Below are 15379 nucleotides of genomic sequence, written 5' to 3'. Positions count from 1 at the left end.
GAGCCCCCCAGGGATGGGTTTATGGGCGTGTCGGCGTTTTGTAGGCGGCAATCCCCTTTACACAAAATTGCCGGGCAATATCAATTCGACTCGTTAAACAGTTCCCGGCCGATTAACATGCGACGGATCTCGGACGTGCCGGCACCAATCTCATACAACTTGGCATCACGTAATAACCGCCCGGTTGGGTATTCATTGATATAACCATTGCCACCCAGCAACTGAATCGCATCCAGCGCCATTTTGGTCGCCAGTTCAGCCGTGTACAAAATCACCGCCGCCGCATCTTTACGCGTAGTCTCTTTGCGATCACAAGCCTTGGCCACCGTATAGGTATAAGCCTTGGCCGCATTCATTTGGGTATACATGTCGGCCAGTTTGCCCTGGACTAACTGGAACTCACCAATCGCCTGACCAAACTGCTTGCGGTCGTGCACATAAGGAACAACGATATCCATACAAGCCTGCATAATGCCGAGTGGGCCACCGGCCAGCACCAGACGCTCGTAATCCAGACCCGACATCAACACCCGCGCGCCAGAGCCAACAGTGCCAAGCACGTTTTCTTCCGGCACTTCACAATCTTCAAACACCAGCTCACAAGTGTTGGAACCGCGCATGCCGAGTTTGTCCAGTTTTTGCGCCTGCGAAAAACCCTTAGAACCACGTTCGACGATAAAAGCGGTGATGCCTTTAGAACCGGCGTTAATGTCGGTTTTGGCATAAATCACATAAGTGTGCGCATCCGGACCATTGGTGATCCACATTTTATTGCCGTTCAGGATATAACGGTCGCCTTGTTTTTCGGCGCGCAGTTTCATCGAAACCACATCCGAACCGGCATTCGGTTCTGACATCGCCAGCGCACCAATATGTTCACCAGAACACAGTTTTGGCAGGTATTTCATTTTTTGCGCTTCGTTGCCGTTGCGGAAAATTTGATTCACACACAGGTTCGAATGAGCGCCATAAGACAGAGCTACTGAGGCTGAAGCGCGGCTGATTTCTTCCATCGCCACCACATGTTCCAGATAGCCTAAACCAGAGCCACCGTATTTCTCATCGACGGTGACGCCCAGCAGGCCTAAGTCACCGAATTTGCGCCATAAATCGTTCGGGAATTCATTGTCGTGGTCAATTTGCGCCGCGCGCGGGGCAATTTCTTCACGGGCGAAACTGTTTACTTGTTCGCGGATCATGTCGACGGTTTCGCCGAGATCAAAGTTAAGCGATTTATAGCTGCTAATCATGAAAGTTCCCCGTTTGCGGATAAGGTGTTTGATTTAGATTCTGATGTTTTGGCTTCGACTAAGGTCTCGCGACAACGTTTTTCAACGGTGACCAATTCCATCAGTACCACTTTGATATCGTCCATTTGCTGGTGCAGTTCGAGTTTTTTCTGTTCGATCAGCTTCAGCATAATAGTCAGTTGGGTGACGCTCGACTTATCGGCGTCGTAGAGTTCAAACAGCTGACCGGTCTCTGACAGACTGAATCCTAAGCGTTTGCCGCGTAAAATCAGTTTCAGCCGGACCCGGTCTCTTTTGCTGTAAATGCGGGTTTGACCCTGGCGTAATGGCGTCAGCAACCCCTGATCTTCGTAAAAACGAATGCTACGGGTGGTGATATCGAACTCTTTAGCAAGTTCGCTGATGCTGTATGTTTTATCGTCTTTTTCTATCACTTTATCTATCACGATGTGGCCACTTTTATGTCTGTCAGGCGAAGGTCAAAATCGTTTGCAACTATAAGTGAAGTTTACGTAAAGGTAAAGCTGTGGGCTGGCAGTGGTTGACATATGCAGAGCATGAATGTCGGAATTACAGGAGCTTGGAGCCAATACTGCAGCGCTAAGCGATTGTTTCAATTTAAACATTTTAAGTTCAGATAATTCAGAGAATTCAATTAGCTATCGCTTAACTTGCGGTTGTTTGCCGAGCTGTGACTGTCTGAATTTGGCGCCAGCTTAAATGGATTGTAAAGATTAGATGCCACCGACTGTGTGCCCGCGTAGACAGCCGGTCCACGGTACTTTGCACTGAACAGCAACCTGCTGGTCGGTTGACGTTGGCGTAAACGTAAATTTGGTGTAGGCTCTTGCTCAATCTGATCCAAAGCGATCGTTTTTTCTTATTACAGCAGTTAAAACTCCGGAGTATCTGACACCATGGCTGAACAAACTCAAATCGTAATCGTCGCCGCCAAACGCACCGCAATGGGCGGTTTTATCGGCGGTCTGGCCGATGTGAGCGCTACCGATTTAGGCGCAACGGCGATCAGCGCGGCTTTAGCGCAGTCTGGTTTAGCCGCAGATAAAGTCAGCGAAGTGATTATGGGTTGTGTATTACCAGCAGGTTTAGGTCAGGCGCCAGCCCGTCAGGCAGTTTTAAAAGCCGGTCTACCATTATCAGCCGGTGCCACCACCATCAATAAAGTATGCGGATCAGGCTTAAAAGCGGTGATGCTGGCTTCCGATTTATTAAAAGCGGGGAGCGCCGATGTCGTCGTTGCTGGTGGTATGGAATCAATGTCCAACGCACCTTATTTGCTACCAAAAGCGCGCTCCGGCATGCGGATGGGCCACGGCGAAGTCAAAGATCACATGATGTTAGACGGTCTGGAAAATGCTTACGATGGCAAAGCAATGGGCTGTTTCGCCCAGGTCACCGCCAACGAACAAGATTTCAGCCGCGAAGCGATGGATCGTTTTGCAGTGCAATCATTGACCCGCGCTCAGGCAGCTATTAACAGCGGTGCTTTTGTCGCAGAAATTGCTCCGGTTACCATTCAAAGCCGCAAAGGTGATGTGGTATTTGCCACTGATGAACAGCCGGGCAATGCCAAAGTTGATAAAATTCCGACGCTGCGTCCAGCTTTTGCCAAAGACGGCACTATTACTGCCGCTAACTCCAGTTCAATTTCTGATGGCGCTGCCGCGCTGGTGCTGATGCGTGAAGCTGATGCTATTGAACAAGGCGCTATGCCTTTAGCACGCGTCGTTGGTTATGCTACGCATTCGATGGAACCCGCACTGTTCACCGTCGCTCCGGTAGGCGCGATGACCAAATTACTGGCTAAATTAGGCTGGGATAAAAACGATGTTGATCTGTGGGAAATCAACGAAGCTTTTGCCATGGTCACTATGTTGGCGGTGAAAGAAATGGGCCTGGATGAGGCCAAAGTCAACGTCAACGGCGGCGCTTGTGCACTGGGCCATCCAATCGGCGCTTCAGGTGCCCGTCTTCTGGTGACCATAATTCATGCGTTAAAAGCCCGCGGTTTAAAACGCGGAATTGCATCTTTATGTATCGGTGGCGGTGAAGCGGTGGCATTAGCAGTGGAAGTGGTTTAACGGTCAGTTAAAGTTTTTTAAGTCATAACAAATACGTAGCAGGACTGAAGTGACTGTTGATAAGCAGACCGTTGCGCGCCAGGGATGGCGCGCATCGAGCCCCTCAGGGATGAGTTTATGGGCGTGTCTGCGTTCGACAGTTGCTTCGGTCCAAAAGCCGACTGTGGCGTTGCTGCGGAATTAATATCAAGAACTTTCATCAACAGGTTTCACAAATAATCAGTACCAACGCTCAGAAGGTGGCGGTACCAAACGGGGAATAAGATATGACTACTCAGGTTCAGCTGTTTATCAACGGCGAATTTGTCCACTCAAAAAGTGAAAAATTCATCCCGGTGACTAACCCTGCCACGCAGGAAGTGATCGCTCAGGTGCCATGCACCACCATCGACGAAATGGAACATGCGATTAGTTCCGCCAAAGAAGCGTTTTTAAGCTGGAAAGAAACACCAGTATCAGAACGCGCCCGGTTAATGATGCGCTTTGCGGCACTTTTGAAAGAACATCAGGCCGATATCGCCGACATTATTTGCAGAGAACTCGGCAAAACGGTGGAAGATGCCAAAGGTGACGTTTGGCGTGGCATTGAAGTGGTTGAACAGGCCGCCAATATTCCTTCATTAATGATGGGCGAGACGGTCGAAAATGTGGCGCGTAGCATTGATACCTATAGTTATATTCAGCCTCTTGGCGTTTGTGCCGGTATCACCCCATTTAACTTCCCGGCGATGATCCCATTGTGGATGTTCCCGATGGCGATCGCTTGCGGTAATACCTTCGTATTAAAACCGTCGGAACAAGATCCGATGACCGTCAACCGCATTGCCGAGCTGTTTGCACAAGCCGGTGCGCCAAAAGGCGTATTACAGGTGGTACACGGCAATAAAGAACAAGTTGATGTATTGCTGCATCACAAAGAAATTAAAGCCATTTCTTTTGTTGGCTCGGTGAATGTGGGTCAGTACATTTACAAAACCGGTACCGACAATTTAAAACGCGTGCAGGCTTTTGCTGGCGCGAAAAACCATATGGTCATTATGCCGGATGCCAATAAAAATCAGGTGGTGAATGCCCTGGTTGGTGCATCGGTTGGTGCTGCAGGTCAACGCTGTATGGCGATTTCAGTTGCAGTGTTTGTGGGTTCTGCTGCTGAGTGGATCCCGGATGTGGCTGCCGCCATTGGCAAAGTACGTCCTGGCGTTTATACCGATCCAAATGCTGCTTATGGCCCACAAATCAGCCCACAAGCCCGTGCCCGGGTGTTGTCGTTGATTGAACAGGGTAAAAAAGAAGGCGCAACTTGTCTGCTGGATGGTTCTGGTGTTGTGGTTGAAGGTTATCCAAATGGTAACTGGGTTGGCCCAACGGTATTCTCGAACGTCACTACCGACATGGCGATTTATAAAGAAGAAATCTTTGGCCCGGTGCTGAATACCATGACGGTAAATTCACTGGATGAAGCTATTGCGCTTGTTAACGCCAGTCCATTTGGTAACGGTACCGCCATTTTCACCGCCAGCGGCCACGCCGCCCGTAAATATCAGCATGAAGTGGAAGTCGGTCAGGTTGGTATTAACATTCCAATTCCGGTGCCTCTGCCATTTTTTTCGTTCACCGGTTGGAAAGGTTCGTTCTATGGCGACCAGCATGCCTACGGCAAACAAGCAGTGCGTTTCTACACTGAAACTAAAACCATTACTGCACGCTGGTTTGAAGATGATATGGCGGCCAGCGGGCCGAATATGTCGATTAACTTGCGTTAATGTTGCACTGGGTGTCAAAGCCATGTTGTTGGCTCTGACACGCGGACCCGCCGCGCGCTCCCCGCGCGGCTTTTGATTGTCCGCTTAGCCAGATCCAATAACATGGCTGCTTAGAAAATTACGTCAGCATTTATGTGTGCATGAAAAAGGTAACCCAATGAATTTCAATTTAACCGAAGATCAAAAAGCTTTTGCCGATACCGCCCGTCAGTTTGCTGAAACTGAATTAGCGCCTTTTGCTGCTGAGTGGGATCGCACCCACCATTTCCCGAAAGACGTGCTGCAAAAAGCCGGTGAGTTAGGTTTTTGCTCGTTATACACGCCGGAAGATGCCGGTGGTTTAGGTCTGTCTCGCTTAGATTCTTCGATTATTTTCGAACAGTTAGCAATGGGTTGTACTGCGACCACGGCCATGTTGACCATTCATAATATGGCAACCTGGATGATTGCCACCTGGGGCACCGCAGTTGCTAAAGACGAATGGTGTCCAACGTTGGTCACCGGTGAAAAGCTGGCGTCTTACTGCTTAACTGAGCCAGGTTCAGGTTCTGATGCTGCGTCGTTGCGCACCAGCGCGAAAAAAGATGGCGATAGCTACGTTATTAACGGCTCAAAAATGTTTATCTCGGGGGCCGGTGCTACTGAAGTATTGGTGGTAATGGCGCGGACCGGTGAAGCTGGACCAAAAGGCATTTCTGCTTTTATTGTGCCAGCTGATGCAGCAGGGGTGATTTACGGCAAAGCCGAAGAAAAAATGGGCTGGAACGCGCAGCCGACCCGCTTAGTCACTTTTGATAACGTGCGAATTCCAGCGCATTATCTGCTCGGCAATGAAGGTGAAGGTTTTACTTTCGCGATGAAAGGCCTTGATGGCGGCCGCATTAATATCGCAACTTGTTCCATCGGTACGGCGCAGCAGGCGCTCAATACCGCCCGCAACTATATGCTGGAACGTGAACAATTTGGTAAACCGCTGGCGGCGTTTCAGGCATTGCAATTTAAGCTTGCTGATATGGCAACCGAGTTAGTGGCAGCCAGACAGTTAGTACGCTTGGCTGCCTTTAAACTGGACAGTGATGACGCTGAGAAAACTGCTTATTGCGCCATGGCAAAACGTTTTGCCACCGATATCGGGTTTCAGGTCTGCGATCAGGCGCTGCAAATTCATGGCGGTTATGGTTACATTAAAGAATATCCACTGGAGCGGCATTTCCGCGATGTGCGGGTGCACCAGATTTTGGAAGGTACCAACGAAATTATGCGCTTGATCATCGGCCGTCGTTTACTGGACAGTGCTGCCAGCGATATTTTATAAAGCGTATCTGATTTGGTGACATTTTCTCAGGGTAAAATGAACGGGGCAAGGGTGAAAATTGTCTGACACGCATCAATGCCCCGTTGTTATCTGGCTGCGACTTACCGGTCTTTGCATCAGACCCCGGCATGCGGACTGTGATAACAAACATAACATCAAGGAATTATCATGTCTCAATTGAAGCTGGAAAAGCGTGGCCATACCGCGCTCATTACCATCAGCAATCCACCAGCCAATACCTGGACCCGTGAAACTCTGACCCAACTGCGGGATGCGGTGAAATCGCTGGAGCAGGATAAAAATATCTATGCGTTGGTGATCACCGGTGAAGGCCAGAAATTTTTCTCAGCCGGTGCCGATTTAAATTTGTTTGCCAGTGGCGATAAAACAGTGGCTTCAGATATGTCGCGCATTTTTGGCGAAGCATTTGAAACGCTGGCGGCCTTTCGTGGTGTATCGATTGCTGCCATCAATGGTTACGCCATGGGCGGTGGTTTGGAAGTGGCATTGGCTTGTGATATCCGCATCGCGGAAGAGCAGGCGCAGCTGGCGTTACCTGAAGCCAAAGTTGGTTTATTGCCTTGTGCTGGTGGCACTCAGAATTTGGCGTGGCTGGTCGGTGAAGGCTGGGCAAAACGAATGATTTTATGTGGCGAGCGGATTGGCGCGGCCAAAGCATTGCAAATTGGCTTGGTCGAAGAAGTCGTCGCCAGCGGTCTGGCTCTGGAAACGGCGTTATTGCTGGCCGATAAAGTCGCCGAGCAAAGCCCGCCAGCAGTTAGCGCCTGTAAAAAGTTAATTCAACAAGGCCGTAGCGGCACGATTTCCACCGCGTTACCGCTGGAGCGTGAGTTATTTGTCGGGTTATTCGATACTCAGGATCAGGTGGAAGGTGTTTCGGCTTTCCTGCAAAAACGCAAAGCAAACTGGGTGAATGGCTGATGACAGAACAGGCTCAAAGGTTAATTTCGGAAGTGGTGCTCTTTGCGACCATCGCTGCCGACAACGGCAAATTGATTGGCGTCGCGACACTGAACAGTGAAAAATCACTGAATGCACTCAGCCTACCGATGGTCGAGCTATTGTTGCCGCAACTGCAGCTGTGGAAAGACGATCCACAGGTAGCAATGGTGCTGTTGCAAGGTGCGGGCGACAAAGCTTTTTGTGCAGGCGGCGATATTCGCGACCTGTATCACACCATGCGCGAAAATCCGGCGACTTATCAGCATTATGTTGAAGATTTTTTCACTAAAGAATACAGCCTCGATTATCTGATCCACACCTTCGACAAGCCTGTGCTGGTGTGGGGCAACGGTATCGTGATGGGCGGTGGCCTTGGCTTAATGGCAGGCGCGTCCCACCGGGTGGTGACAGGCACTTCGCGTATTGCAATGCCGGAAATGGCAATTGGCCTGTATCCGGATGTCGGCGGCAGCTGGTTCTTAAATCGGATGCCGCCAGGCTGTGGCTTGTTTTTGGGTCTCACCGGTGCCTCGATTAATGCCGCCGACGCCAAACTGATTGATTTAGCCGACCATTTTATTCCACACGACAAAAAGTCTTTGGTGCTGGAAAAACTTAAAGCCATCCGCTGGGGCAATACCATTACGCTGAATCATCAGAAACTGTCTGATGAACTGCTGAATTTAGAAGAAATGTCGCGTAATCAACAGCCAGCCAGCCAAATTCGCTTACATCAAACCGCTATAGCTAAACTTGGTGAAAATCTGGACTTAGCGACGGCGATGCAGGCGATTCTCGACATGCCAAATGATGACAGTTGGCTAAGCAAAGCCAAAGTTTCGTTGCAATATGGCAGCCCCATTACCGCCCATATTGTCTATCGGTTATTGCAATTAGGTCAGTCGAAAATTCTGGCGGATAGTTTCCGGCTGGAACTGGGTTTAAGTGTCCAGTGCGGCAAACTGGGTGAATTTACCGAAGGTGTGCGGGCGCTACTGATTGATAAAGACCAAAAACCACAATGGTTATACCCGGATGTTGCTGCAGTTCCGGCCAGCGTGATTGACGAATTGTTCCGTTCGCCATGGCCTGCAGATCAGCATCCGTTACAAGAATTAGGCCGGGTGCATTAAGCAGCCGCCACCGGTTTGGCAGATTTGCCACACCACTGAACCCTATTTTGGAGAAAAGATATGGCAACAGTTGCCTTTATTGGTTTAGGAAATATGGGTGGCCCGATGGCCATCAATCTGCTAAAAGCCGGTCATCAGGTGCAAGCCTTTGATTTATCGCTGGCTGCCTTAGCCCAGGTTGAAGCTGAAGGCGCTGTGGTGGCAGCTTCGGCTCGCGCCGCGGTGCAAGGCGCTGAGTTTGTTATTTCAATGCTGCCCGCAGGCAAGCATGTTGCCGCCTTATATTTAGGTGAGCAAGGTGTGGCCGATGATATTGCGCCATCTGCATTAGTGCTGGATTGCTCGACTATTGATGCCGCCACCGCGCGTCAGGTCGGTGCGGGTCTGGCAGCACAGGGCATTGCCTTTATTGATGCACCGGTGTCTGGCGGCGTCGGAGGTGCCAAAGCCGGTACTTTGACCTTTATTGTGGGTGGCTCAGCTGCCAACTTTGAACGCGCCAAAATTGTGCTGGAAGCGATGGGCAAAAACCTGTTTCATGCCGGTGATGTTGGCGCGGGGCAGGTGGCAAAAATCTGTAATAACATGCTGTTATCGATTTTAATGGCGGGTACCAGTGAAGCGCTGCAACTGGGGATTGATAACGGTTTGGATCCAAAAGTGCTGTCGGACATTATGCTGAAAAGCTCTGGCCGTAACTGGACCTTGGAACTATATAACCCGTGCCCGGATGTGCTGCCAAATGTGCCATCGAGCAACGATTATCAGGGCGGCTTTATGGTCGACTTAATGGCCAAAGATTTAGGGCTGGCGGCCGAGTGCGCCCAGCTGAGCCAGTCGGCCACCCCAATGGGTTCGCAGGCCCGTAATTTATACGTGACGCATCAGCGCCAGGGCAATGGCAAACTGGATTTCTCCAGTATTTTCCGGTTTTTTGCGAAAAAATAACCTCGATAATGAGTGAGTCAGAACATGAATTTACAAGCTAAAAATATCGTCATCACCGGTGGTGCCCAAGGTTTAGGCCTGGAAATGGCGCGGATGTGCGCTGCTGCCGGCGCGCATTTAGCGCTGATTGATATGAATGAAGCGCAGCTGGCTGCGGCGAAAACTGAACTCGCAGCAACAGGTGTCACAGTCCGAACTTATATCGCCAATGTCGCCAACGAAACCGAAGTTGAAAGCACTTTTGCCGCTATTGATAGTGATTTTGACGGCATCGACGGCCTGATCAACAACGCCGGCATTTTACGTGATGGATTATTGCTGAAATTTAAAGACGGTGAGCTGCAAAGCAAAATGTCGCTGCAGCAGTTCCAGTCGGTGATTGATGTCAATTTAACCGGCGTGTTTTTATGTGGCCGCGAAGCTGCCGCTTCGATGGTCAAACGTGGTCGCAAAGGTGTGATTATTAATATGTCGAGCGTGGCGCGAGGTGGCAATATGGGCCAGACCAACTATGCGGCTTCTAAAGCCGGTGTGGTCGCTATGACCGTGACCTGGGCGCGCGAGTTAGGCCGTTACGGTATTCGGGTGGGCGCCATTGCCCCAGGGGTTATTCGCACAGCCATGACCGATGCGATGAAACCTGAAGCCCGTGACCGGTTAGAAAAAATGAAACCGGTTGGCCGATTAGGCGAAGCGAACGAAATCGCCCATACCGCCCGTTATATTTTCGAAAACGATTTTTTCACCGGTCGGGTGGTGGAAATTGATGGTGGTATTTCGATGTAAGGTGGCAGTGACCTGGCGTGTTACCTTTGAAGGTCGATCAGCATGGGTCATATCTAAAGTGCTAAAAGCCCGCAAGTACTGCGGGCTTTTTCATTTTCACACTGCAAATTTAAGTTTCAGCGCGGCTTAAATTTCAGCGCGGCTCAGAGCCAGTTTAACGCCAAGCGTAATAAATAAACCGCCGATCATCCGGTTCAGCCACAGTTTTACCCGCGCGCTTGCCTGGACTTTTTGGCTGGCGACGGCCGAACTCCAGGCCAGAAACAAACACCACAGCATGCCGTTAAAATTAAAAATGGCGCCTAAAAACAAAAAGGCTTCGGCTTTGCTTGGTGCATCCGGCGCTACAAATTGCGGCAGGAACGCCAGGAAAAACAACGCAACTTTTGGATTTAACACGTTGGTTAATAAGCCTTGGCGAAAGATTTTACCAAATGGTTCTTTGGTAGCGTTATTGATACTGGTCTCAGCCATGTTGGTACTTGCAGGGCGTGACCGCAGCATTTGTACACCGATATACAGCAAATAGCCTGCACCCAGTAATTTGATCAATAAAAATGCTTCTGCCGACGTCGCAAGAACAGCCGACAGCCCAATCGCCGCAGCCAGAATATGCACGCAGGTACCGGTACAAATGCCAAATACTGCCGCAGCACCTGCTTTAAACCCTTGACTGGCACTTCTTGCCATAATCAGCAACGAATCAGGTCCTGGCGCAATGTTCAGCAATAAACCTGAAACTACAAATAACCATAAATCCTGGGTGCCAAACATAAGATATCCTTTCTCAAAGTTTAAAAAAGAAAGGGGAGCATTGCTCCCCCGGTACTCGCTTTAGGCTAAATCAATTAACCCGTAGTTCTGTTTCAGCACTTCAATAATTTCTGCCTTGGGGTTTGCCGACAATGCAATTTTCCCACCAATCACTTTTTCAGCAATGCCTAAATAAGTGCGGGAAATATCCATCATCACATCAGTTGGCAGGGCATTATCACGGGCGAGTGCCGCGCGCTCTGGCATGCGGTCTTTATTCAGCAGAATATCCGGATCCGGGAAGTTGCTGAGCAGCCACTGGCGGAAACCTTCTTTCGATTGTTCGACAATGTTGCCATCACGCCAGGCGGCGCCGTCCCAAATTCGTGAACTGTCCGGCGTGCCGACTTCGTCCATATAAATCAGCTTGTCGGCGCCATCGGCGCCTTTGACATAACCAAATTCAAATTTGGTATCAACGAACATCTGATCCAGCGCGGCCAGAGCATCGCTAATCACGCCGAAGCCTTGTTTCAGTAGTTTTTCATAGAGGTCAATATCCGAAACCTGCTCAAAACCAAAGGCTTTGCTATGACGTTCGATATCACTGCGCGAAATATTCACATCATCAGCTTCGGGTACACCAGCCAGGCCGGTCAAAATCCCTTTGGTCGATGGGGTGATGAGAATTTCTGGTAATTTTTGGTCTTTTTGTAGGCCTTCTGGCAGTGTAATGCCACAGAATTCGCGTTCGCCTTTGCTATAAGCACGCCACATAGAGCCGGTGATGTACTGGCGGGCAATGGCTTCGATTTTTACCGGACGGGCTTTTTGTACTATCCACACCAACGGGTGCGGGATATCCAGAATATGACTGTCGGCTAACCCATGTTGTTTAAATAAGGCAAACCAGTGATTAGAAATGGCATTCAGTGCAGCGCCTTTGCCCGGGACGCCATTGAGGCCGTTTTCGCCGTGCCAGATACAATCAAAAGCAGAAATACGGTCACTGATCACCATAATGGCCAGCGGTGTATCAGCAGCAACCGGGTAGTTTTTTTCGCGGATTAAACGGGCGCTGTCAACGTCAGTCAGCCAATACACGCTGCGGACTTTGCCGGAGTGAACAGGTAAATGGGTACGGATCGGCAGATCATCATTAACCGCCAGAACTTGAGTAGCAAGAGTCATTATCAGGTCTTCTGTCGCTGGAAAAGGCGGGGCTCAGTCTACCAGAAAGCATTGCGCAAAAAAATCTGAGCACAACAAAATCTGGCGGTTAAGATAAAGTGCCTCTGCTATGATGCTGGTTTCCTCTCGCATTCTATATTCTGCCTGTAATAGGCCTGTTCAGGAAATTGTTTGTCATGTCCTTTGTTGCCGATGTTAGCTGTTGCCCGTTATGCCAAAGCGTAGATTGTTTTATTTATAGTTCGGATAAGCGCCGGCAATATTGGCGCTGCCAGCAATGTCAGTTAATTTATGCTGATCCGGCTGCCTTGTTGGATGCCGCCGCTGAAATCAGTATTTATCAGCAACATCAGAACGATCCAACGGATCAGCGATACCGCGCTTTTTTAAACAAATTGGCCGCGCCGCTGCAACAACGCTTAGCAAAAACCGGCTTACAGGGCCTGGATTTTGGTTGTGGTCCAGGGCCAACTTTATCTTTGATGCTGGCCGAATCAGGACAGCAGATGTCAATCTACGATCCATATTTTGCTGACAACCCTCAAGTGCTGACCCAGCCCTATGATTTTATTTGCGCCACTGAAGTGATTGAGCATTTTTATCAACCTGCGCGCGAATGGCAGTTATGGCTTCAGTTGTTAAAGCCTGGTGGTTGGTTGGGTTTGATGACCAAAATCACCGACCAAGTGACCGATTTTGCGAACTGGCACTACAAAAACGATCCAACCCATGTCAGTTTTTTTAGCAGCAAAACCTTTGCCTATCTGGCAAAACGGGATGGGTTTACATTAGAAATCATTGAGCCTGATGTTATTTTAATGCAGAAAATAGCCGGTAACGTAGTCAGTAACGTAGCCGGTTAGTTGCAGTCTTGCGAATGTTGATCCAACCAAAACAACGACAAGCAGTTGTCTTTTCAGGTGTTGTCAGGCCATACTCAGGACTCAGAACATGGCCAAAAGGGATCCACAATGCCGGTGCTACTGAAAAAAATTCTGGCATTAGTCATTGGACTAGTGGTTTGTGTAGCAACTGTGGCTGTGCTGGAGCAGGTTAATCACAGTTTATTTATACCGACCAGCGCCAGTACCGCCGATGCACATGATCCATCCGTTGCGACGGCTTTTATGAAAAATCTGCCGGTCGCGGCATATTTAATGGTGCTATTCGCCTGGCTGGCCGGGACAGCTTTTGGAATTACTGCAGCCAGTTTGCTGATCAAAAGGGTCAGCCGGTTATTTGTCCCGATCATTACCGGCGTGATGTTATTGTCGACCATCGCCAACTTTTATTTATTACCTCATCCAACCTGGCTGATGATCGCTGCGGTATTACTGATCCCATGTACCGGGTTGGGCACCGGCTGGTTGCTTGCCAGGCGGTTCAAAGTAACGGAAACACCTATTCAATAACGTAGATTTTTGTCATGCAGTTGCCATGACAAAGCTCAATACTCATACCAACACATATTGCTAACCCTTTTAGGAGTCGTTATGTCTGATTTACATATTCTGGCCATTTGCGGCAGTTTGCGTGCCCAATCCCGTAATCTGACGTTATTAAAATACGCGCAAGCAAATGCGCCTCAAGGTGTGCAGATTGAAATTGCTGATTTGTCCCAAGTACCGTTTTACAGCGCCGACATCACCGAAAAACCGGCCGCAGTGCAGCAGCTGCTGGCGCAATGTGAAAAAGCTGATGCGCTGTTATTTGGCTGCCCTGAATACAATTATTCAATTGCGCCTGCACTTAAAAATGCGCTCGACTGGGCATCTCGTGAACCAGACAACAAGTTACTGGCAGGTAAAGCTGCGGCTATCATGGGTGCCGGAGGTGGCATGGGGACTTCCAGAGCGCAATATCATCTGCGTCAGGTAGGGGTGTTTTTAGATCTGCATTTTGTTAATAAACCAGAAGTGTTCGCCAATGCTTTTAGTCCTAGCTTTGATGCCAACGGCCAGCTGGTTGACGAGAAATTACAGGCGTTAATCCTGCAGCAACTGCAGGCATTACAACATTTATCGGTAAAATTACGCGGTTAATCAGGAGTTCCGGTGAAGTCTGTTTCAATAAAAACACTGCTAGCGTTATCACTGTTGACGGTACTTTCGGTACCACTAATGGCCGCAACAGTTGCCAATCCGTATAAAGTATTAACGGAAACTGAGCTTGAAGCACAGCAGGTGCAAATTGAGTTGTTCTGGCAAAAACAAGTCAGTCAAGGCAGTTTTGCTGGGGTTGGTAATGTGCCGCTACATTACGCTTATGTCATACCTGCCAATGCCAAAGCCACGATTGTGCTCCTGAACGGTCGGACCGAATCTGTGCTGAAGTACCAGGAGATGTACTTTGAGCTGGCGCGGCAGGGTTATGCAGTGTTTAGTTACGACCATCGGGGTCAGGGGTTATCGGCACGATTAAATGAAGACCCACACCTCGGCCACGTGGAGGAGTTTCAGCATTATGTGCAGGACGTTGCGTTGTTTATGGCAAAATTCTCCAAACAGATGCCAGGGCCGAAACTATTGATGGCGCATTCAATGGGCGGTGCGATCGGCAGCGCTTATCTGGCCAAGGCACCGACTGAATTTGTGGCTGCTGCAATGTCGGCGCCGATGCATGCCCCCAATGTCGAAGTGTTGTTTAGTGCTAAAGATGGTTGTTATCTGGCGGCTGCGGTGCGCTGGAGCTGCAGCGATTGTTATGCTGGTTTTGCCTCACAGCCTTATAATCCAGGACCTTTTGTTGGCAATATCTACACTCACTCAGAAATTCGTTATCGTCGTTTTCGGGAGCAATATCAGCAACAACCGAAAATTCAGTTAGGCGGGCCAAGTTGGCAATGGTTATCGCAAGCCTGTGCTATTGCCGATGAGATGCCCCAGATCGCTGCGAACATTAAGACACCGGTGCTCATTTTACAGGCCGGTGACGATTCGGCAGTCGCGCCAGCACCACAAGACGAGTTTTGTCAGGCGATTGGTCGTTATTGTGTGGGTGGTAAAGTTCTGCATGTTGCGGGTGCCCGCCATGAGTTTTTTATCGAAGCGGATCAATACCGGTTGCCGGCCATGACGGCAGTGCTGGATTTTTATCAGCAGCAGTTGGCATTGCTGCAAACTGAACAGGCAAATCCTTCCCTTTAGAGTCACTGCAATAGGCTGTTTAATGCCAT

Annotated in this window: 15 protein-coding genes; 11 read left to right on the top strand and 4 right to left on the bottom strand. The window is 49.5% G+C overall.

The genetic code is table 11. The features are described 5' to 3' along the window. Window positions 1-80 precede the first annotated feature (80 nt). Both A5320_RS08230 and A5320_RS08225 read right to left on the bottom strand, forming a co-directional pair. The gene (locus A5320_RS08230; RefSeq protein WP_068063390.1) at window positions 81-1250 is read right to left on the bottom strand and encodes an isovaleryl-CoA dehydrogenase; all 1170 of its coding nucleotides are present in this window, start codon (window positions 1248-1250) and stop codon (window positions 81-83) included. Further along, window positions 1247-1696: a MerR family transcriptional regulator gene (locus tag A5320_RS08225; RefSeq protein ID WP_269454633.1), complete on the bottom strand. Its 450-nt coding sequence runs from the start codon at window positions 1694-1696 to the stop codon at window positions 1247-1249. Before A5320_RS08225 ends, A5320_RS08230 begins: the two co-directional genes overlap by 4 nt. Window positions 1697-2167: 471 nt before the next feature. Here A5320_RS08225 and A5320_RS08215 point away from each other — a divergent pair, with 471 nt between their 5' ends. The 7 genes from A5320_RS08215 (at window position 2168) to A5320_RS08185 (ending at window position 10260) form a co-directional block, all read left to right on the top strand. Continuing rightward, window positions 2168-3352: an acetyl-CoA C-acyltransferase gene (locus A5320_RS08215; RefSeq protein ID WP_068063388.1), complete on the top strand. Its 1185-nt coding sequence runs from the start codon at window positions 2168-2170 to the stop codon at window positions 3350-3352. 266 nt (window positions 3353-3618) lie between these two features. Beyond that, window positions 3619-5115, top strand: a complete 1497-nt coding sequence (locus A5320_RS08210) for a CoA-acylating methylmalonate-semialdehyde dehydrogenase (protein ID WP_068063387.1) — start codon at window positions 3619-3621, stop codon at window positions 5113-5115. Between the two features lie 157 nt (window positions 5116-5272). Continuing rightward, window positions 5273-6430: an acyl-CoA dehydrogenase family protein gene (locus A5320_RS08205; protein ID WP_068063385.1), complete on the top strand. Its 1158-nt coding sequence runs from the start codon at window positions 5273-5275 to the stop codon at window positions 6428-6430. Between the two features lie 168 nt (window positions 6431-6598). Further along, window positions 6599-7372: an enoyl-CoA hydratase gene (locus tag A5320_RS08200; RefSeq protein WP_068063383.1), complete on the top strand. Its 774-nt coding sequence runs from the start codon at window positions 6599-6601 to the stop codon at window positions 7370-7372. Next, on the top strand, window positions 7372-8526 hold the full coding sequence (locus A5320_RS08195) for an enoyl-CoA hydratase/isomerase family protein (RefSeq protein ID WP_068063382.1): 1155 nt from the start codon (window positions 7372-7374) through the stop codon (window positions 8524-8526). The genes A5320_RS08200 and A5320_RS08195 overlap by 1 nt, the downstream gene beginning before the upstream one ends. A gap of 60 nt (window positions 8527-8586) precedes the next feature. Continuing rightward, on the top strand, window positions 8587-9474 hold the full coding sequence (gene mmsB, locus A5320_RS08190) for a 3-hydroxyisobutyrate dehydrogenase (protein ID WP_068063380.1): 888 nt from the start codon (window positions 8587-8589) through the stop codon (window positions 9472-9474). 24 nt (window positions 9475-9498) lie between these two features. Continuing rightward, on the top strand, window positions 9499-10260 hold the full coding sequence (locus A5320_RS08185; protein ID WP_068063379.1) for an SDR family oxidoreductase: 762 nt from the start codon (window positions 9499-9501) through the stop codon (window positions 10258-10260). Between the two features lie 126 nt (window positions 10261-10386). Here the strand turns inward: A5320_RS08185 and A5320_RS08180 are convergent, their stop codons facing one another. Further along, window positions 10387-11034, bottom strand: coding sequence for a LysE family translocator (locus tag A5320_RS08180; protein ID WP_068063378.1), 648 nt, complete (start codon window positions 11032-11034; stop codon window positions 10387-10389). 60 nt (window positions 11035-11094) lie between these two features. Next, complete coding sequence (locus tag A5320_RS08175) at window positions 11095-12204, bottom strand: phosphoribosylaminoimidazolesuccinocarboxamide synthase (RefSeq protein WP_068063377.1); 1110 nt, start codon at window positions 12202-12204, stop codon at window positions 11095-11097. 176 nt (window positions 12205-12380) lie between these two features. Here A5320_RS08175 and A5320_RS08170 point away from each other — a divergent pair, with 176 nt between their 5' ends. The 4 genes from A5320_RS08170 (at window position 12381) to A5320_RS08155 (ending at window position 15350) form a co-directional block, all read left to right on the top strand. Beyond that, the gene (locus A5320_RS08170) at window positions 12381-13067 is read left to right on the top strand and encodes a class I SAM-dependent methyltransferase (RefSeq protein WP_068063375.1); all 687 of its coding nucleotides are present in this window, start codon (window positions 12381-12383) and stop codon (window positions 13065-13067) included. Window positions 13068-13175: 108 nt separating this feature from the next. Further along, complete coding sequence (locus tag A5320_RS08165) at window positions 13176-13616, top strand: hypothetical protein (RefSeq protein WP_068063373.1); 441 nt, start codon at window positions 13176-13178, stop codon at window positions 13614-13616. Window positions 13617-13697: 81 nt separating this feature from the next. Further along, a complete protein-coding gene (locus A5320_RS08160) occupies window positions 13698-14246 on the top strand; it encodes an NADPH-dependent FMN reductase (RefSeq protein WP_068063371.1) in 549 nt (182 codons plus the stop codon). Window positions 14247-14258: 12 nt separating this feature from the next. Then, the gene (locus A5320_RS08155) at window positions 14259-15350 is read left to right on the top strand and encodes an alpha/beta fold hydrolase (RefSeq protein ID WP_157605741.1); all 1092 of its coding nucleotides are present in this window, start codon (window positions 14259-14261) and stop codon (window positions 15348-15350) included. Window positions 15351-15379: the final 29 nt, after the last annotated feature.

It is taken from the genome of Rheinheimera sp. SA_1 (genome assembly GCF_001669775.1).
In the GTDB taxonomy this organism is placed as follows: domain Bacteria; phylum Pseudomonadota; class Gammaproteobacteria; order Enterobacterales; family Alteromonadaceae; genus Pararheinheimera.
This window is presented reverse-complemented; position numbering and strand designations above follow the sequence as displayed.